Source organism: Bradyrhizobium sp. KB893862 SZCCT0404 (assembly GCF_018130885.1).
Classification (GTDB): domain Bacteria; phylum Pseudomonadota; class Alphaproteobacteria; order Rhizobiales; family Xanthobacteraceae; genus Bradyrhizobium; species Bradyrhizobium stylosanthis.
On record NZ_JAFCLT010000004.1, the window covers coordinates 68,242 to 83,817 of the forward strand.

Below are 15,576 nucleotides of genomic sequence, written 5' to 3' on the forward strand. Positions count from 1 at the left end.
AAGGATACGACCGTCCAGCGAGTCGGCATCGAGGCAGCGATTGCCCTTGGTGAACACCCGAGCCCTGAGAAGATCAGATCAGTCGCTAAGCCGACAGGACTATTATCCGAAAGGGCATGGTGCTGAGGATATTTGCGGTGACGCGCGCTAACGAGCGAAAGAAACTCCTCGATCAGTTACATAATGGAACGACCTATTTTTACGACACAATCTATTGGCTGGACCGATTGTCATATCCCGTCAGAGCCTGGCAGACGTCTTTCGCCGAATCTTTGTCAAAGCATCTAACGAGACCATATCGAAAGGATTGGTTGCGCGAATAGCAGCATCAGCCAGTAGGATGGGAGGATCGACGCGATACCCATCGATTGTGGCTCACTTTTGCCAGACCAATGCCAAGAAGAGCCAAAAGCCTTCTCTCTCGCTTTCGCGGTTTCCGGCGAAGCGCTCGGTGGGTGCGCAAATCGTTCGCGCACGCACCGCGAACGTTTCGGATCGCCAGCGGCGCGGCCATCCCGCTTGCCGCCTTTACGCTCCTCAACATCACCTACCATGTCATCCGCAAACCAACCGAGCTCTTCGTCGTCGTGGGCAACGCCCTCGACAAAGAGCCCGCCGACACTTGGCGTCAATACACACCCCTCTTCCGCACTTACTCCACCGCAACAGTTTCGCCCGAGCTGTTGGCCGCGCTGGCGCAGGTGGAGAGTTCTGGCAATCCGGTGGCGCGCACCTATTGGCGCTGGCGGTGGAGCTTCAATCCGCTAGCGATCTACCGGCCTGCCTCCAGCGCGGTCGGGCTCTTCCAGATGACCGATCCGGCCTTCGCCGAAGCCGCGCGGTTCTGTGTCCGCGGCAACGCGGTTACGCAGACCGGATGCGGGTCTGCGTTCTTCTACATCCGCGTGATCCCGAGACATGCCATCGAGCTGGCGTCGGTGTATCTAGACCGCCAGGTGGCCCTAGTGCTCACGCTCGCCGGCGACGTGAAGGCGAGCGCGCAGCAGAAGCAGGATCTGGCCGCGTTCATCCATCTCTGCGGCGCGGGTCCCGCCGCGGCCTTCGCGCGGCGCAAGTTTCAGATGATTGCGGGTGAACGCTGCGGCGATCATCTCGTCGCGGGCTATGTCGCCAGGGTGAACGCGATGAAGCGGCAGTTTGTGCGGCTGGCGGCGGAGGATTCGTAGGGTGGGTTAGCTGGCGGTCGCGCGAAGCGCGATCCGCTGGCGTAACCCACCTCTTTCGTTTCTGCAGAGACAGAAGTGGTGGGTTACGCCTTCGGCTAACCCACCCTACACACTTTCGCGCGGTCGCGGGCTAACCCACCCTACGTGCTACCCCGCGCAGCAAACACCTCCTTGGCGGCGAACAGGCCGTTGAGCGCGGCGGGAAAGCCGGCATAGACGGCCATCTGCATCATGATCTCGGCGATCTCGTCCCTGGTCAGCCCGACATTCAGGCCCGCCTCGATATGGACTTTCAGTTGCGGCGTTGCTGTGCCCATCGCCGTCAGCGCTGCGATGGTTGCGATTTCGCGGGCGCGCAGGTCGAGGCCGGGGCGGCTATAGATGTCGCCGAACGAAAACTCGAAGATATAGTTTGCGAAATCGGGGGCGATGTCCGCCAGCGCGGCGATGACGTTGTGGCCGGCCTGGCCGTCGATGTCAGCGAGCGCCCGCTTGCCGCGTTCCAGCCGGCTTTCGCCGGCGCTCGGGGATTGATGCGTCATAGTCCTTCATCCTCATTTTCACGCCGGCGTATCCGGCGATCTTGGTGTCGAGGACGACAAGGCAGGCTTGCAGATCGGCCAATTGGGCACGAACACGCTCGCGGTGCTGTTCGAGCAGCGCGCACCGTTTCGCTTCCGTGCCGGCGCCACGCTCCCGCAACGTTGCATATTGCAGCATGTCCCGAATGGGCATTCCGGTCGTCTTGAGACGGCCGAGAAATTCCATCCAGGTCAGGATCGATGCGTCGTAGTCGCGTTGGCCCGATGGATCCCTGTCGGCGTGGGGAAGCAACCCGATCCGTTCATAATATCGGATGGTGTAGGTCGTCAGTCCCGAACGCTTTGCCAGTTCACCGATCTTCATGAACGCCCATCTTTCGTCACGACGCACGGGAAGCTACCGGTTAGAGCGCACTCTAAGTCAATAGGGAAAAATGGGGTTGGCGAGCGTTGCGGCGGACGATGACAACTCAAACGTGAGCAAGTAGCCCGGATGGAGCGAACGCGAAATCCGGGGGCCTTGCCTCGAGCTGCGCTGGTCCCGGATTGCGTGGTGTCTTTCATCGGGCGGCGCTTCGCGCCGACCCGTTGGCTTCATCCGGGCTACAGGCGTCTCCGCGCCCGCCATAATTTTACCTCTGCACACGCGTTGTGTCTGATGGCGGCGAGACCTATCCTTCCCAAGATCGGACTGCCTCTCATTGACGCCCGACCGGATGGAGAGCGCATCGGTGCCTGATACGAACGACCCTAAAGCTGATGCCGGCAAGCCTGATGCAGGCAAGCCCGAGACCCCCAAGCCGGACGAGACGCGCGCCGACGGCGCGCTGGCGCGGGCCCTCGACCGGATCAAGAGCACTCAGGAAGACCTCGCGCGGCTGGACCGGCTGGTTTCCGGCATGGAACACGACAGCGAAAGCAAACCGGCCGCGCATGCAGGCGCGGGCGCGACGGCTGCAGCCGCCTCCGCGCAGAAAGACACCAAACTTCCGGATACCAAGCTCGTGGCAGTCCGCGGCCGCGATCAAGGCTTGAGGAAAGATCCGGCCATGATGCGCGCCCTGGTCATCCTCGTGCTGGCGATCGGCCTGCTCGGCGCCGCCGTCGCGTCGCAATATCGCGACGAGGCCAAATCGATCTTTGCGCGATTGGCTCCGCCGGCCGCGAGCGAGCCCCCGGAAACCGCCGCCGTGGAAACCCCGGCGCAGCCGCAGGCCGTGCTGCTGGCTGCTGCGGACGGGCCGAGCCCGGTGCCCGCGCCGCCCGTCGCCAAGGACACGGACACCGCTCCGAAGCCTGCCGCCGCCGCGCCCGACCCGTCATCGTCCGAGCTCGCGCAATCGCTCAAGGCCATCACGGGCGAGCTTGCCAACATCAACGGCAAGCTCGAGCAGCTGAAGAGCCGCAACGAGCAGACCCAGCGTGAGCAGGCCGACACCATCCAGCAGCTCAAGGCGGCGCAGGAGAAGGAAGCGGCGGACAATGCGCGCCTCGCCGCGCAGGTGCAGTCGCTGCAGACCCAGCTGACCAAATCACCCGCGCCTGCAGCGGCCGCAGCGCCTGCAGCGGCCGCAAAACCCGTCGTGCGCAGCGTGAACAGCGAACCGGCCGCACGGCCCCGGCCGCCGCCGTACATCCCGGAGGCCGCCCCCCGTCGTCCCAGGCCGCCGCCGCGCTGGATGCCGCCGCCCTATATGGGCGATCCCTACGACGATTGGTGAGCCCCCGAGGCACGGGCTGGGTCCGAACCCACGATTGGAAACGAACGTAGCCCGGATGAAGCGACTTGTCCGCCGAAGCTCAAAGAGCGAAGGCGGAAGCGTAATCCGGGGTCTTGCCCAAGCCACGTTTGTCCCGGATTACGCTTCGCTCCATCCGGGCTACGAGCTCTTGACGGCGATGGGTGGCGAGATGCCCTAGGGTTGGCAAAGGCGCGCTGGCGTCGTGCCCACGAAATCGTCCCGAGTTAGCTTTGATGGGCACGCTACAGGGCTGGGTGCGTAGCCCGGATGGAGCGAAGCGTAATCCGGGACCAGCGCAGCTTGGGGCAAGACCCCGGATTACGCTTCGCTCCATCCGGGCTACAGGCACCCATCAATTCGGCGCCCGCCCCTCACCACCAATACGGCCAGCGCCACGCCTCGTAGCGGATATACGACGGCACCAGCGGCGGCCCGTAGGGATCGACGCGATCGTCCTCGGGGCGATAGCGGTAGCGCGGCACGATGTTGTAATCCCACGGCGTCGGCCGCAGCACGGGCGCGGTGACGATGATCCTCTCCTGCGGTGCGCGAACCACCACGGCCTTTCGCGTCCGGGCTTCGGCACCTGACGTTACGAGGCTGCTCAGCGCCAGAGCCGTTCCGAGCGCACAGGCGAGCGTCAATTTTGTCATGCGTTGATCTCCTTGCCCCGAAAGAGTGCTCAAGGATGCCATGTTAGGCAAGTCAATTCGTTTTCGATTTGCCTGAATGAACGCCGCCGGCTTCATGCAAAATGTGCCCGCCGCGCAGTCCGCCAATGCGCGCTATTCGCGCTGAACTTTTTTCCTCCCCGGCCGTTCTCTGTGACAATGGAGGACGGCGACAATGTTCGATCTGCGGGCTGTGGTGATCGCGGCAAGTTTCATCCTGGCGTCCATCGCGGTGGCGGCCGCCGACAGCGCGCAGGACCAGCCCGCGAGGGTGAGCGCACCCGCGACCGGCACGCCCAGCGAGGCGCGCCCGATCCGCGTCGTCCTGCCGGCGCCCTGGGAACCGGCCCCGGCCTCGTCAGGCACGCAGGCCATTGTTCAGAAATAAGCTCTGCGCTTACTCGCCGCGCTCCTCCCCGAGCAGCGCGAGCGCGCGCGGCACCTGATCGCGGTCCGCCACCAGCACATATTCCTGCTTCGCAAGGCTGGCGCCGCTCGCGACCACGACCGCCCGTTTCGGGCAAAGTCCAAAACACCCGGTCATGACCAGCTTGGCCGGCTTGGCGCCGTCGCGCCTCGCCGCCTTCAGTTCGGACTTCAGCGCCCGCCTGACATCGCTGCCCTCGTCGCTGCGCTTGAGGCATTTCCGGCACACCAGAACCGGCGCCGCGCGGCGCGGGCGCACGACCATGGGACTTCCAGTCTTCGAGGATTTTTTGGGCATCGCGGACCTATATGGGATTGCTCTCATATAGGGATGGAACCGCGATCCTGCCGCCGCGCGCGGCGACGCAGCGTGTATGAACACGCCTTGCGGGCGCCTTACGCGCGCGACTTGCGCAGCGCCTGCTCGAGCTTCGTCCTTTGCTTGTCCCAACGGGCCTGCTCGGCCTCGGCCCGTTGGTCGAGTACGGCGCGCTCGGATTCGATCGCCTCGGCTCGCGCCTCGTGCTCCCGCCTCGCCTTGTCCAGCGCAGCCTGCGCCGTCGCGACCGCCTTGTCCCGGCGCGCGCGCTCCTTCGCGCGGGCGGCCTCCTCCTTCTGGCGTTCGGCCTCGCGGCGCCGCTCCTCCTTCTCGAACGCAGCGGCAGCCTTGCGCGCCTGCTTGTCGTCGGTCTTGCGCGATGGTTTCGGTGCGGCCTTTACCGCTCGCCGCTTCGCACGCGGCCGGGCATCGCCTTCGGCGAGATCGGTCGGCAGCTCCGCGCTCTCGGTGAACGCCTTGTTCGACCCGACCGGACGCCTCAGCACGATTCCGGGCTTGGCCATGGTCGCGGCGACCACGTCGGGATCGTCGGTCTCCCTGGCAACGCCCTGGTGAAACAGATTGGAGCTGGCGCCCCAGGCCGCAAGCGCTGCCTTCATCGAGGGCGCGGCGATGGCCTGGTCGTAGAAGCCGAGCGAGGTCTGGTAGGTCTTCAGTCGTCTCGTGGATGTCTTCGGCATCTCGCCCCGCGGCCCGGCGACGCTGTCTGCTCCCCGCCGTCGCACGGGCGCCATCCTGCCAACATACCCCTGTTTTGCCCGACGGCGCAAATGCCGTTCGGTATCGCCGAAGTCGGCCCGACGGGCGGGGGCGAATCCCAAAGATTCCGCCTGACCCGACGGGTCACAATTTCGGACTCGCCGAACCCTGAATTCCCTGGAGTTTTCTACTGTGCATGGGGTTGTTTTCGATGTTTTGGTTTCGATGACGGTTCGTAGCCCGGATGAGCGCAGCGACATCCGGGGACTATCCCGACAAACAGAGATCCCGGATATCGCTACGCTCATCCGGGCTACGACACTCAACGTCGCCGGAAATATCTTGCAGCATCGCCCGATACCCTCCGCGGAACTTTCGCTTGCTTTGCGCCGCAACGAACCTACGGTGCGGCGCGCTCCGGACGGCGGGGCAACGAAGGCGAAGCGATGACCGATGCGATGAAATGCCCTGCGTGCAGCTCCGAGCACGCCTATCAGGACCGCGGCCTCTGGGTCTGCCCGGAATGCGGCCACGAATGGAGCGGCACGGCGGATGTAGTGGCCGACGCGGCGCAGGAGGCCGGCGTGCGCGATGCCAACGGCAATGCACTCACCGACGGCGACAGCGTCATCGTGATCAAGGATCTCAAGATCAAGGGCTCGTCCTCGGTGGTGAAGGGCGGCACCAAGGTACGCAACATCCGCCTCCAGGACGCCAGCGACGGCCACAACATCGCCTGCAAGATCGACGGCATCGGCGCCATGAACCTGAAGTCGGAGTTCGTGCGGAAGGCCTGAGCCGAGGGGTTAACCAGACGGGGTAACTCTAATTCGCTGTTCCTGCCCCGGAACACAGAATTCATTTTGCCGACCGGGAAAACTATGCAAGGCTGTCTTTGCCGGGCTCGCCTTTGTAGTGCGTAGCTATTGTATCAACCCGGGGCTGGATCATTTGAAGACGCGTTTGATTGCATCACACCTTGAGACTTGAATGGCCGCCCTTCGGGGCGGCCTTCCGTCTTCTGGGGGTGGCCTAACGCTGCCGCTGCGCCAGGTAGAAGCCGCACAGCACCGTCACGAGGCCAGCCGTCTGCAACAGCGTCGGCGCCTCGCCGAGCAGCATCCAGCCGGTGAGCAGGGTCAGCGCCGGCACGCAGGCCGGAAACACCGCCGCGCGCGCGACGCCGAGGCGCTGCACCGAGACCGCGAACAGATAGAGCGCGGCGGGACCTGCGAGCACGCCCTGCGCCAGCGCCTGGATCGCGTTCTCCCACACGCCGATCGCCGCGACATGCGCAAGGCCGACGATGGCGATGTAGAGCGGCAGCAGCAGCAGCGACAGCACGTTGATGACGAGCGCGGCCGACACCGCGGACACGCGCCAGTGCCGCAGCGCCGCGCCGAAGCCTGCGAACATCAATCCGGTCAGCACGAAGATCAGGTCGCCCTGCACGCCCTCGGCGCCGATATGCCCGATCGATTCCGCGCCGATCACGCCGAGGCCGCCGACGATGACGAGCGCGCCGATCAGGCGCGAGGCCGAGATCCTCTCCTTCAGGACGATCGCTGCGAGCAGCAGCCCGCCGAGCGTGGCGCAGGACGGCTGGATCACGCTGCCATGGCCGAGCGGCACGAACAAAAAGCCGGTGTAGGAGATCAGCGACATAACGGGGCCGCCGAGCACCATCAGCACGAGGCCCCTGCCCCAGCCGATGCCGCAGAGATCGGAGATTCCGGCGCGCAGAACCAGCGGCAGGAATGCGATCCCCGACCAGACATAGCGATGCACCAAGAGATCGACCGGCGTGAAGCCGACCTTCAGCCCGTGCCGCGTGCCGGCAAAGCCGAGCGCCCAGAACAGCGCCGCCGACAGGCCGCAGACGACGCCGAGAAGCGCCGGGGCAGAATCGTTCTTGTGAATGAGAGCGTCAGCGCCGCTCGTCCGCTGATCCATGGATCAAGCCTTATGTCAGGGCGCGCATCGCCTCAACCCACGCCGCCGCAGGGCTGGCACGCGGGCTCATGCCCCCTGCCCGAACACCATCCGCCACCCTTGCGCGTGTCCATGTATTCCCGGACCTCGCGGATCCGGTCGCCCGCCACCGTGAACACGAAACAATAATCGTTCTCGTAGGGCTTGCCGCCGGGAAGCGTCGCGCGCATCCGCTCCTCCACGATCACGACATCGCCGTCGGCATGGACGCCACGGAAGGCGATATCGACCTCGGAAAACAGCCTGTGCATCTCCTGCGCGATGAAGCGCGCGATCTGCGTTGCACCGACCATGTGGTCGGTGTGATCGAGCGCGACCGCGGTGGCGTTGCCCTTCGGCGCGATCCATTCGGCATCATCGGTGAACAGCGCGGCGATGCGCGCGGCATCGCGCGATGAAAATGTCTTCCAGGCGTTCAGTACGACGTCTCTCGGGCTGGTCACGGCAGGCTCTCCGAATGCGTTGGGCTTCAGAGCCGCGTTCTAGGCCGCGATGCAAATTGCGGCTCGCCACATTCGGACCTGGTCATCCCGCAACACTTCCACACGCGCCGGTCTGCGCTATCATCCGGCCATGCTGAGCTTCGAGACTTGCAACGCCGCGCGCCTGCGCCGCGATCCCCGCTTTGACGGCCGCTTCTTCACCGCGGTGAGGACGACGGGTATCTATTGCCGTCCGGTGTGTCCGGCCAAGCAGCCGCTGGCGCGCAACGTCGTCTACTATCCGACCGCTGCGGCGGCGGAGGCTGCGGGCTTCCGGCCCTGCCTGCGCTGCCGTCCCGAGACCGCGCCGTTCTGCCCGGCCTGGAACGGCACGCGCTCGACCGTGGCGCGCGCGGTGAAGCTGATCAACGGCGGAGCGCTCGACGAATGCTCGGTGGTGACGCTCGCAACGCGCCTCGGCATCTCCTCGCGGCATCTGGCGCGGCTGTTCGAGCGGCACGTCGGTGCGAGCCCGCAGCAGCTTGCCAAGACGCTGCGCGTCCAGCGCGCCAAGCGCCTGCTCGATGCCGGCGATCACAACATGACGGAGATCGCGTTCCAGGCCGGTTTCGGCAGCCTGCGCCGTTTCAACGCCGCCTTCGCCGAGCTCTACGGCCGGTCGCCGTCGAGCCTGCGCGCGAGACGCGCATAGCCCTCAGAAGAATCCGGGGCTGAGATCGAGGCCGTAGGTCAGGCTGAGCACGAACACGAACAGCGCAGCGGCGGCGAACAATGCGAGATGCCTGACGATGAATTCACGCGGCGACGCAGTGGCAACAACGGCTTTTTGTGCAACGGGCATGACGGCTCCGGTTATGATTCCAGAATTGGCCGCTCAATATGCGGCCCGCACATCAGGCGCCGCGATCTGCAAAACAACTATTAAGAGGATCACACTCGTCTTGAACGGCCGTACATAACGCGCGTCGTTCGCGAGTCTTTTTTGCTTCCGGATTCTCGTTCCGCGCACACAAAGAAAAACCGCGCTCCCGAATGGGAACGCGGTTCGAGAATGACGCGAATTCGCAAGCGGCGAATTCACGCCAACGTCAGGATCGCTGGCCTAGCGGGCCGAGCCGACGGTCGCGGTCTTCACCTTGCGCGGGGCGAGGACGCTGGCCTGCAGCGCGGTCACGCTGGTGGCGGGCGCCGAGACCTGCTGCTCGACATGGGCGGCACCGAGCACGCGGACCTGCAGGGGCGAAGCCGGGATGCCGTTGGCCTCATAGGCCGGCAGCTCGGCGGCGAAGGTGGCAGTCGAGCCCGCGATGACGAGGGCGGCCGCGATCGAGAAAGTCTTCTTGTTCATTGGTGATGCTCCAGAAGGAAGGGTCGGAGCACATGTAAGCCTGATTTGCTGCATTGCGATATGCATCGCTGCAACGCAACATCGCGCCGCGCGCATGGCGATATGTTTAACGCGCCCAAGGTCTTGGCTGGATTTCCTGATTCCCGGCGGGTCAGCCGCCGAGAACGTTGCCCCACCCGTCAAAGACATAGGTCTTCCAGGCCACGGTTCCATCGCCCCGCAACCGGCTGGCGCGCCGGTAGTCGTCGGCCTACTCGGCGGTCCAGGTGATGATCCTGCCGGAAACACGATCGTGCAGGATGGCGGGCTCGGTGGGGTCGAAGGCGTCCATCGGACGCAGCGAGGAATGCGTGGTCATGGCCGACCCAACGCGCCGCCGCCGGCGAAGGTTGCCGCGGCGCGCAGAATTCTCCTTTACCGAATAATGTGCTCCGGAACCCTTTGGAACCCGCGTTGCCCGCAGGCCACACTCCTCGGAAAAGCCGATTTTCGCCGATTTGCGCCATTGCGCTGCCACACGGTCCCCCGAACAATTGACGCGCTGCGTGCCTTTCTGTGCAAGACTGTTCCGACGAGACTGGTTCGAACAGAACCGTTTGGAGGCAGGGATCATGAACGATCGGCGGTCTCTTCTGGTGGCAGTCTCCTGCCCCTCGGCTGTGATGGCCGGCTGGCTCGCGCTCTCTCTCTCCGCTTACGCCCCGGCCCTGATCGAGAACAGCGGCGCCAATGCGGCCGCTGTCACGCGTGCAAAGGATCTCGGCCGTCTCGAGCTCGCCGACGTCCCGCGCGCGGTGACCACCGAGGACGGCATCGCGCTGACCGCCGAAATCGCCGCCGCTGTTGCTGCCACCCCGGTTCCGGCGCCAGTTGAGGCGGCGGCGCCTGAGGTGCCCGCCATCAAGCTTGCCTCCGCCGATCCGGCCGAGATCCTGCCGGCCGAGCCGCCGCCCACGCCGCAACTGCTCCCTGAACCCGCGCCCGTCGCCAGCGAGGCTGCGCCGGCAGCGGAACCCGTCAAGCCGGAGCCCGTCAAGCTCGCCTCCGCCGATCCCGCCGAGATCGTGACCACCGACGCCTTGTCGCCCGCGTCCCTCGCGACCGGGCCGGCGCCCGCGGCGAGCAAGGCCTCGCCCCCCGCCGACACCGTCGCCGTACTCGACGAGTGCTTCATCGTGGACGCCTGCATCGACCGCTATCTTTGGGCGCTCTATCAACGCACGCCGAAGGAGGACTCGATCAAGGTGCAGGAGCGCCGCGCCGTTACCATCAAGCGCAGAGGCAAGATGGTGACCGTGATGCGCAGCTTCACCAAGCTGGTCGACGAGGATTTCGGCTGGAAGGACCCGAAGGCCGCCGAGCACGCCAACATGTCGATGATGGACTACGTCATCGGCGGCATGGACAAGAGCTTCAAGCGCAAGCTGTTCCGCACCCTGCTCGCCGCCGAGGCCGCCGGCCTGTCGCCGGGCATCACCAGCGCGTTCCGCGACGACTATCGCCAGTCGATCGCGAGCGGCCTGAAGGCGGCGTCCGATCGCTCCTATCACGGCGGCAGCACGCGCGGCGGTTATGGCCACGGCATGGCGGCCGACATCGTCTCGACCGCCGGCAACAACCGCGCGCAGCGCTGGGTCTCGACCGAAGTGCTGTGGAAGTGGGTGGACGCGAACGGCAAGGCGCTCGGCATCGGCCGGCCCTATCTCGGCCGCGATCCGCCGCATGTCGGCCCGATCGACGGCGCGGAATACGTCTCCAAGCGCGGCACCTCCGATCGCAAGGACGTCGCCAGCGCCAAGCCGAAGAAGCCGCGGGCCGTGGCCAGCAGCAAGCCACCAAAGGCACAGGCCACGCGCGAGCAGAAGAGTTCGGCCAGGCCGCAGAAATCGGCGCAGTCAGCGAGCAAGCGCGCCACCTGACCGGTTACGGCCTGCGTCCCGCCGTCAGTAGCGGCACGAGCCGCATTTCGGCCGTACCGGCCTCTTGCGTACGCACCAGCACGGCAAAGATGGTCTCGACCGCGAGCCGCACCGCCGCCTCCATCGCCGCACCCTTGGCCAGATGCGCCGCGATCAGGCCGGTGAGCAGATCGCCGGTGCCATAGGGTCGGATCGGCAGGCGCGGCGTCGCAAAGCGCGACAGCAGACCATCCGCGCACAGGATCGTCTCCACCTGCCCGTCCGGCGTATCGGAGAGCGTGCAGCCGGTCGCAACGACGTCGATGCGCCCCTCGTCCGCAAGCGCCGAGCACGCCACGCGCAGCCCCTGCGTATCCGCGATCGTGATGCCGGACAGCAGCTCGAGCTCGAACTGGTTCGGCGTCGTCAGGTTTGCGGCCGGCAGCAGACGGTGCCGCACCACGTCCAGGATGCCGTCGGCGACATAGACGCGGCCGTCATCGCCGATCACGGGGTCGCAGAGATAGACGAGCTTCGAATTCCGCGTCAGCGACCGCTCGACGAAATCGGCGACGACGGCGGCATTGCCGGGCGAGCCGAGATAGCCGGTGACCAGCACCGCAGCCTCGTCGACGAGGTCGCGTTCCTCGACGCCCCTGAGCAGATCGGCCACGAGCTCGGTCTCCAGCACCCGCCCGCGCAGGCTCGGATAGCGCGGATGGTTCGACAGCAGCGTCGTCGGCACCGCCGCGACGTTCACGCCCTCCGCCTGCATCGCGTAGGCGGCCGCGCTGTTGCCGACATGGCCGTGGACCACCTGGCTTTGAATGGAGATGACGAGCATGGGGAGGTCCGTAAGGTCAAATGCCTGATCACGCAAGCGTAGCTGCCGTAGCAAGCGTAGCCCGGATGGAGCGTAGCGTAATCCGGGGTCTGAACCCGCCGCGCGTGTCCCGGATTGCGCTTCGCTCCATCCGGGCTACGGGACCTCGTAACTGAGTCCCGGCCGCAACGCCTGCATCTTCCGCGCGAGCCGCCGGTGCCCGCTCTCCTCCGACGACGCAAGGCGGCCCGCGACCGCGACGTGATCCGCATCGCTCTTGTGCTGGTTGAGCTTGGCCTGCCCCTCGACGCTATCGACCATGAGATCGATGACGCGGATCGCCGCCAGCATGCTCTCGCGCTTGCCCGGCTCCATCTGCGCGAGATCCCATGCCGGCTTCGGCAGGCGCGCCTCGGCGACCGCGAGCAGCGCATCGCCATGGCCGCGGTTCTGGTCCATGTCCCTGAGATGAGCGACGCCTGACAGATGCACGGCCTCGTAGAGCCAGGTCGAGACGTTGTCGCGCGAGGCGTACCAGTCGTTGGAAATGTAGGCATCGTCGCCGGCGACGATCAGCAGGAAGCGCCGCGAGCCGTCCGCGAGCGGCACCAGTGGATTCCTGGCGGTGAGATGGATCTGCACCAGGGCGCGGCCGTCGCGTTCGCCGAGCACGAACGGCACATGCGAGGCACGCGGCCCGCGCTCGTCCGCCGCCACGATCGTGCCGAAGCCGCGTTGGCCGGCGAATTCCAGTGCGCGCTGCTCCTCGATATGAAACTGGGGTCGAAGGATATGCATGGCGCGGCGCTCGATGGCTGGACGATGGACGGATCGAAGCTAGCGCATCAAGAGCGGGAATCAGAACGATATCGGCCTGCAAAGGCGGATGTCAGGAATGTTTCCGGCGCCGTGCAAGCGCGCCGAGATAGGCGCAAAGCATGTCGGCCAGCCCGTCGGCATGGCGAGCGATCTCCGCCTCGCCGCGTGGTGTCTCCGAGAACCGCTTGCCGACCTCGCTGAGCGTCGTCGTGATCAGCTCGGTGGCAAGGACGCGCGTGGCATCCGGCACTCTCGGCAGTGCCTCCCGCATGAAGGCCGCAACGATCCCCTTGCCGGCTGCCCGCGCCTCCTGCGCCTCGGGAGCATCGCGGTAAAGCGGCGCAGCGTCGTCGAGCGCGGTGCGGATCGCAGCCTCCTCGCATTCGGAGCGGACGAAGGCATGGACCAGCGCGCGCAACCGCGCCGGCGGCGGCCTCGCACCATCAGCGAGAATCCCGCGCAGCATGTCGCTCGTGCGCCGCCACTCGTCGCTTTGAAGGCGGAACAGGATCGCCGCCTTGTTCGGAAAATATTGATAGAGCGATCCGACGCTCACCCCGGCCCGCTCGGCGACGCGTGCGGTCGTGAAGCGCTGCGCGCCCTCTTTCGCCAGGACCTGAACAGCCGCGTCCAGAATGGCCGCAACCAGTTCGGTGGAGCGCGCCTGCTGCGGCTGTTTTCGTGAGGAAACTGAACGGCTTCGACGATCGGCCATGGCGTCCCAGGAGGTTGCGAAGGGAATGCGAATAGGAAATGCGACGAATTAGTCGTATTTCAGAATCCGCGCAAGCCCGCGCTTCCCCGCGACCATTTGTAGACTTCCTGGAGACCTCCCATGACCATCCCGACCATCACATCGCTTGCGCCGCTGCTGGAGCGCCTCTTCAGCGAAGCCGACGCTGCAAACGGCGCAATCCACGCCGCAATCGCCGACCTGTCCGACGCCGAGCGGGCACGGATGATGCGGAGCAAGACCGCTTACCGCGATCTCTATGGGCGCCTGAAGGACGTCCCCCTTGCGGTCTCGCGCGAGACCGGCTTGCTGCTCTACATGCTGGCGCGCAGCTCCCGCGCCAGGGCGATTGTCGAGTTCGGCACCTCGTTCGGCATCTCGACCCTGCATTTGGCCGCAGGCTTGCGCGACAATGGCGGCGGCCGCCTCATCACCAGCGAGTTCGAGCCGTCCAAGGCGGCACGGGCGCGCGACAACCTCTCAGCAGCGGGGTTGATCGATCTCGTCGACATCCGCGAGGGAGACGCGCTGAAGACGCTGAGCACTGATCTGCCCGATACCGTCGATCTCGTGCTGCTCGACGGTGCCAAGGCGCTCTACCCCGAGATCCTCGATCTGGTCGAAGGCCATCTGCGGCCAGGCGCGATCATCGTTGCCGACAATGCCGACGACAGCCCCGACTATCTGGCGCGGGTCCGGGCACCCGGCAGCGGCTACATGTCGACGCCCTTTGCCGAAGACGTCGAACTCTCCGTCCGCATCGGCTAGCACGGCATTGGAACCTGCGACAATCGGAAGCCGCCGTGCGATTCATCGCATGGCGGCTTCCTGCTGCGGACCGGCCTGTCGCAGGCTCGTCACCGACACGTGATAGCAGCGTCTGGCAAAGGCCATGTTCGGCGTGCTAAACATACCTACCGCGCGGTATCTTTCGCGCCTATATGAGCTTGCCATGACGTCCGCCTTCAACGCCTACGCCGCGCTCGCCCTCGCCATCGTGTTCGAGGTCACCGCATCCGCCTTCCTGCAGCAGTCCGCGCAGTTCACGCGGCCGTGGCCGACGCTCGCCATGGTGCTGTTCTATGTCGCCTCGTTCTATGCGCTGTCGGTCGCGATCCGGGTCATTCCGCTCAGCATCGCCTATGCGATCTGGGGCGGGGTCGGCATCATCCTGACCGCGACCGTCTCGTTCGTGCTGTTCCGCCAGATGCTGGATGCGGCGGCGTTCGTCGGGATTGGGTTGATCGTGTCGGGGGTCGTGGTCATCAACCTGTTCTCGCAGACGACGGCGCATTGATGCCGGCAAGCGCCTATACCCGCGCCAAGCAACCCGAACAGGTCAGGCGCGCCCTGCTCGACCACGCCGCGGCCATTGCCATGGACCACGGCGTCTCCGGTGTCACGGTGCAGGCGGTGGCGGCGGCGGCCGGCGTCACCAAGGGCGGACTGTTTCATCACTTCGGCAGCAAGCAGGCCCTGATCGAGGGCCTGTTCGCCGATCTGCTCGGTCGCGTCGATGCCGAGATCGACGCCGCCATCGAAGCCGATCCAAAGCCGCGCGGCAGCTTCACGCGGGCCTATGTCAACGCCGTGTTCACCGGCAAGGCTTTCGGCTTTGCGACGCCCTGGGCGGCGCTCAGCATGGTCGTCGTCACCGATCCGTCATTACGACAGCTCTGGAACGACTGGATCAAGGCCCGGCTCAAGCGCCACCGCGCAACCGACGCGACGCCCGAGCTTCATGTCGTCCGCCTCGCCGCGGACGGAGCCTGGCTGACCTTCGTCACGACGGGACAGACGCGCATGAGTGCCGAGCTGCGCGCCGTGCACGACCGGCTGATCGCGCAGACCTATCGGCGCGGTAGCTGACCGGTGCTCCGTAGCCCGGATGAAGCGAAGCGCAATCCGGGGCA

The 15,576-nt window shown here is 65.7% G+C and carries 21 protein-coding genes; 9 read left to right on the forward strand and 12 right to left on the reverse strand.

Features of this window, described 5'->3' with window-relative positions; all coding sequences use genetic code 11:
* Positions 1-392 precede the first annotated feature (392 nt).
* Positions 393-1,187 carry a transglycosylase SLT domain-containing protein gene (locus tag JQ617_RS18070; protein ID WP_212027876.1) on the forward strand — a complete coding sequence of 265 codons (795 nt, stop codon included), beginning with the start codon at positions 393-395 and terminating at the stop codon, positions 1,185-1,187.
* 140 nt (positions 1,188-1,327) lie between these two features.
* Here JQ617_RS18070 and JQ617_RS18075 read toward each other — a convergent pair whose 3' ends face one another.
* Together JQ617_RS18075 and JQ617_RS18080 are read right to left on the reverse strand one after the other, a co-directional pair.
* Positions 1,328-1,729 carry a carboxymuconolactone decarboxylase family protein gene (locus JQ617_RS18075; protein ID WP_212027498.1) on the reverse strand — a complete coding sequence of 134 codons (402 nt, stop codon included), beginning with the start codon at positions 1,727-1,729 and terminating at the stop codon, positions 1,328-1,330.
* Positions 1,665-2,093 (reverse strand): MerR family transcriptional regulator, encoded by a 429-nt coding sequence (locus JQ617_RS18080; RefSeq protein ID WP_212027499.1) that lies wholly within the window; start codon positions 2,091-2,093, stop codon positions 1,665-1,667. Before JQ617_RS18080 ends, JQ617_RS18075 begins: the two co-directional genes overlap by 65 nt.
* A 367-nt stretch (positions 2,094-2,460) precedes the next feature.
* Between JQ617_RS18080 and JQ617_RS18085 the strand changes: the two genes are divergently transcribed.
* Complete coding sequence (locus JQ617_RS18085; RefSeq protein ID WP_349630630.1) at positions 2,461-3,450, forward strand: hypothetical protein; 990 nt, start codon at positions 2,461-2,463, stop codon at positions 3,448-3,450.
* 392 nt (positions 3,451-3,842) lie between these two features.
* On the opposite strand, the gene JQ617_RS18090 is transcribed toward JQ617_RS18085, so the two are convergent.
* Positions 3,843-4,124 (reverse strand): hypothetical protein, encoded by a 282-nt coding sequence (locus JQ617_RS18090; RefSeq protein ID WP_212027500.1) that lies wholly within the window; start codon positions 4,122-4,124, stop codon positions 3,843-3,845.
* A gap of 193 nt (positions 4,125-4,317) precedes the next feature.
* Between JQ617_RS18090 and JQ617_RS18095 the strand changes: the two genes are divergently transcribed.
* Positions 4,318-4,530, forward strand: coding sequence for a hypothetical protein (locus tag JQ617_RS18095; RefSeq protein WP_212027501.1), 213 nt, complete (start codon positions 4,318-4,320; stop codon positions 4,528-4,530).
* Positions 4,531-4,539: 9 nt separating this feature from the next.
* Here the strand turns inward: JQ617_RS18095 and JQ617_RS18100 are convergent, their stop codons facing one another.
* Positions 4,540-4,833, reverse strand: a complete 294-nt coding sequence (locus tag JQ617_RS18100) for a hypothetical protein (protein ID WP_349630631.1) — start codon at positions 4,831-4,833, stop codon at positions 4,540-4,542.
* A 131-nt stretch (positions 4,834-4,964) separates the two neighbouring features.
* On the reverse strand, positions 4,965-5,588 hold the full coding sequence (locus JQ617_RS18105) for a cell envelope biogenesis protein TolA (protein WP_212027503.1): 624 nt from the start codon (positions 5,586-5,588) through the stop codon (positions 4,965-4,967).
* A gap of 465 nt (positions 5,589-6,053) precedes the next feature.
* Between JQ617_RS18105 and JQ617_RS18110 the strand changes: the two genes are divergently transcribed.
* Positions 6,054-6,404, forward strand: a complete 351-nt coding sequence (locus JQ617_RS18110) for a zinc ribbon domain-containing protein YjdM (RefSeq protein ID WP_212027504.1) — start codon at positions 6,054-6,056, stop codon at positions 6,402-6,404.
* A 235-nt stretch (positions 6,405-6,639) separates the two neighbouring features.
* Here the strand turns inward: JQ617_RS18110 and JQ617_RS18115 are convergent, their stop codons facing one another.
* Both JQ617_RS18115 and JQ617_RS18120 read right to left on the reverse strand, forming a co-directional pair.
* Positions 6,640-7,560, reverse strand: a complete 921-nt coding sequence (locus JQ617_RS18115) for a DMT family transporter (protein WP_212027505.1) — start codon at positions 7,558-7,560, stop codon at positions 6,640-6,642.
* A 32-nt stretch (positions 7,561-7,592) separates the two neighbouring features.
* Complete coding sequence (locus JQ617_RS18120) at positions 7,593-8,042, reverse strand: nuclear transport factor 2 family protein (protein WP_349630632.1); 450 nt, start codon at positions 8,040-8,042, stop codon at positions 7,593-7,595.
* Between the two features lie 130 nt (positions 8,043-8,172).
* On the opposite strand from JQ617_RS18120, the gene JQ617_RS18125 reads away from it, so the two are divergent.
* Positions 8,173-8,733, forward strand: a complete 561-nt coding sequence (locus JQ617_RS18125) for a bifunctional transcriptional activator/DNA repair enzyme AdaA (RefSeq protein WP_212027506.1) — start codon at positions 8,173-8,175, stop codon at positions 8,731-8,733.
* A 3-nt stretch (positions 8,734-8,736) separates the two neighbouring features.
* Here JQ617_RS18125 and JQ617_RS18130 read toward each other — a convergent pair whose 3' ends face one another.
* On the reverse strand, positions 8,737-8,883 hold the full coding sequence (locus tag JQ617_RS18130; RefSeq protein WP_212027507.1) for a hypothetical protein: 147 nt from the start codon (positions 8,881-8,883) through the stop codon (positions 8,737-8,739).
* A 261-nt stretch (positions 8,884-9,144) separates the two neighbouring features.
* On the reverse strand, positions 9,145-9,390 hold the full coding sequence (locus JQ617_RS18135) for a hypothetical protein (protein WP_212027508.1): 246 nt from the start codon (positions 9,388-9,390) through the stop codon (positions 9,145-9,147).
* Positions 9,391-10,001: 611 nt separating this feature from the next.
* Between JQ617_RS18135 and JQ617_RS18145 the strand changes: the two genes are divergently transcribed.
* Positions 10,002-11,309 (forward strand): hypothetical protein, encoded by a 1,308-nt coding sequence (locus JQ617_RS18145; RefSeq protein ID WP_212027509.1) that lies wholly within the window; start codon positions 10,002-10,004, stop codon positions 11,307-11,309.
* A 4-nt stretch (positions 11,310-11,313) separates the two neighbouring features.
* Here JQ617_RS18145 and pdxY read toward each other — a convergent pair whose 3' ends face one another.
* The 3 genes from pdxY to JQ617_RS18160 form a co-directional block, all read right to left on the reverse strand.
* Entirely contained in the window at positions 11,314-12,132 is an 819-nt protein-coding gene (gene pdxY, locus JQ617_RS18150) for a pyridoxal kinase (protein ID WP_212027510.1), read from the reverse strand.
* 135 nt (positions 12,133-12,267) lie between these two features.
* Entirely contained in the window at positions 12,268-12,909 is a 642-nt protein-coding gene (locus JQ617_RS18155; protein WP_212027511.1) for an FMN-binding negative transcriptional regulator, read from the reverse strand.
* Positions 12,910-13,000: 91 nt separating this feature from the next.
* On the reverse strand, positions 13,001-13,645 hold the full coding sequence (locus tag JQ617_RS18160; RefSeq protein ID WP_212027512.1) for a TetR/AcrR family transcriptional regulator: 645 nt from the start codon (positions 13,643-13,645) through the stop codon (positions 13,001-13,003).
* A 120-nt stretch (positions 13,646-13,765) separates the two neighbouring features.
* On the opposite strand from JQ617_RS18160, the gene JQ617_RS18165 reads away from it, so the two are divergent.
* From JQ617_RS18165 to JQ617_RS18175, 3 genes are all read left to right on the forward strand, one after another.
* Positions 13,766-14,431 (forward strand): O-methyltransferase, encoded by a 666-nt coding sequence (locus tag JQ617_RS18165; RefSeq protein ID WP_212027513.1) that lies wholly within the window; start codon positions 13,766-13,768, stop codon positions 14,429-14,431.
* Positions 14,432-14,615: 184 nt separating this feature from the next.
* Complete coding sequence (locus tag JQ617_RS18170; protein ID WP_014495640.1) at positions 14,616-14,960, forward strand: DMT family transporter; 345 nt, start codon at positions 14,616-14,618, stop codon at positions 14,958-14,960.
* Positions 14,960-15,532 carry a TetR/AcrR family transcriptional regulator gene (locus JQ617_RS18175; protein WP_212027514.1) on the forward strand — a complete coding sequence of 191 codons (573 nt, stop codon included), beginning with the start codon at positions 14,960-14,962 and terminating at the stop codon, positions 15,530-15,532. The genes JQ617_RS18170 and JQ617_RS18175 overlap by 1 nt, the downstream gene beginning before the upstream one ends.
* Positions 15,533-15,576 lie beyond the last annotated feature (44 nt).

Excerpts from the sequence above, each read along its gene's own strand:
- JQ617_RS18075 (WP_212027498.1), bottom strand. The coding sequence starts at position 1,729 with ATGACGCATCAATCCCCGAGCGCCGGCGAAAGCCGGCTGGAACGCGGC.
- JQ617_RS18105 (WP_212027503.1), bottom strand. The coding sequence starts at position 5,588 with ATGCCGAAGACATCCACGAGACGACTGAAGACCTACCAGACCTCGCTC.
- JQ617_RS18170 (WP_014495640.1), top strand. The coding sequence starts at position 14,616 with ATGACGTCCGCCTTCAACGCCTACGCCGCGCTCGCCCTCGCCATCGTG.
- JQ617_RS18135 (WP_212027508.1), bottom strand. The coding sequence starts at position 9,390 with ATGAACAAGAAGACTTTCTCGATCGCGGCCGCCCTCGTCATCGCGGGC.
- JQ617_RS18125 (WP_212027506.1), top strand. The coding sequence starts at position 8,173 with ATGCTGAGCTTCGAGACTTGCAACGCCGCGCGCCTGCGCCGCGATCCC.
- JQ617_RS18115 (WP_212027505.1), bottom strand. The coding sequence starts at position 7,560 with ATGGATCAGCGGACGAGCGGCGCTGACGCTCTCATTCACAAGAACGAT.
- JQ617_RS18080 (WP_212027499.1), bottom strand. The coding sequence starts at position 2,093 with ATGAAGATCGGTGAACTGGCAAAGCGTTCGGGACTGACGACCTACACC.
- JQ617_RS18145 (WP_212027509.1), top strand. The coding sequence starts at position 10,002 with ATGAACGATCGGCGGTCTCTTCTGGTGGCAGTCTCCTGCCCCTCGGCT.
- JQ617_RS18175 (WP_212027514.1), top strand. The coding sequence starts at position 14,960 with ATGCCGGCAAGCGCCTATACCCGCGCCAAGCAACCCGAACAGGTCAGG.
- JQ617_RS18130 (WP_212027507.1), bottom strand. The coding sequence starts at position 8,883 with ATGCCCGTTGCACAAAAAGCCGTTGTTGCCACTGCGTCGCCGCGTGAA.
- JQ617_RS18155 (WP_212027511.1), bottom strand. The coding sequence starts at position 12,909 with ATGCATATCCTTCGACCCCAGTTTCATATCGAGGAGCAGCGCGCACTG.
- JQ617_RS18160 (WP_212027512.1), bottom strand. The coding sequence starts at position 13,645 with ATGGCCGATCGTCGAAGCCGTTCAGTTTCCTCACGAAAACAGCCGCAG.
- JQ617_RS18110 (WP_212027504.1), top strand. The coding sequence starts at position 6,054 with ATGACCGATGCGATGAAATGCCCTGCGTGCAGCTCCGAGCACGCCTAT.
- JQ617_RS18070 (WP_212027876.1), top strand. The coding sequence starts at position 393 with ATGCCAAGAAGAGCCAAAAGCCTTCTCTCTCGCTTTCGCGGTTTCCGG.
- JQ617_RS18090 (WP_212027500.1), bottom strand. The coding sequence starts at position 4,124 with ATGACAAAATTGACGCTCGCCTGTGCGCTCGGAACGGCTCTGGCGCTG.
- JQ617_RS18095 (WP_212027501.1), top strand. The coding sequence starts at position 4,318 with ATGTTCGATCTGCGGGCTGTGGTGATCGCGGCAAGTTTCATCCTGGCG.
- pdxY (WP_212027510.1), bottom strand. The coding sequence starts at position 12,132 with ATGCTCGTCATCTCCATTCAAAGCCAGGTGGTCCACGGCCATGTCGGC.
- JQ617_RS18100 (WP_349630631.1), bottom strand. The coding sequence starts at position 4,833 with ATGGTCGTGCGCCCGCGCCGCGCGGCGCCGGTTCTGGTGTGCCGGAAA.
- JQ617_RS18165 (WP_212027513.1), top strand. The coding sequence starts at position 13,766 with ATGACCATCCCGACCATCACATCGCTTGCGCCGCTGCTGGAGCGCCTC.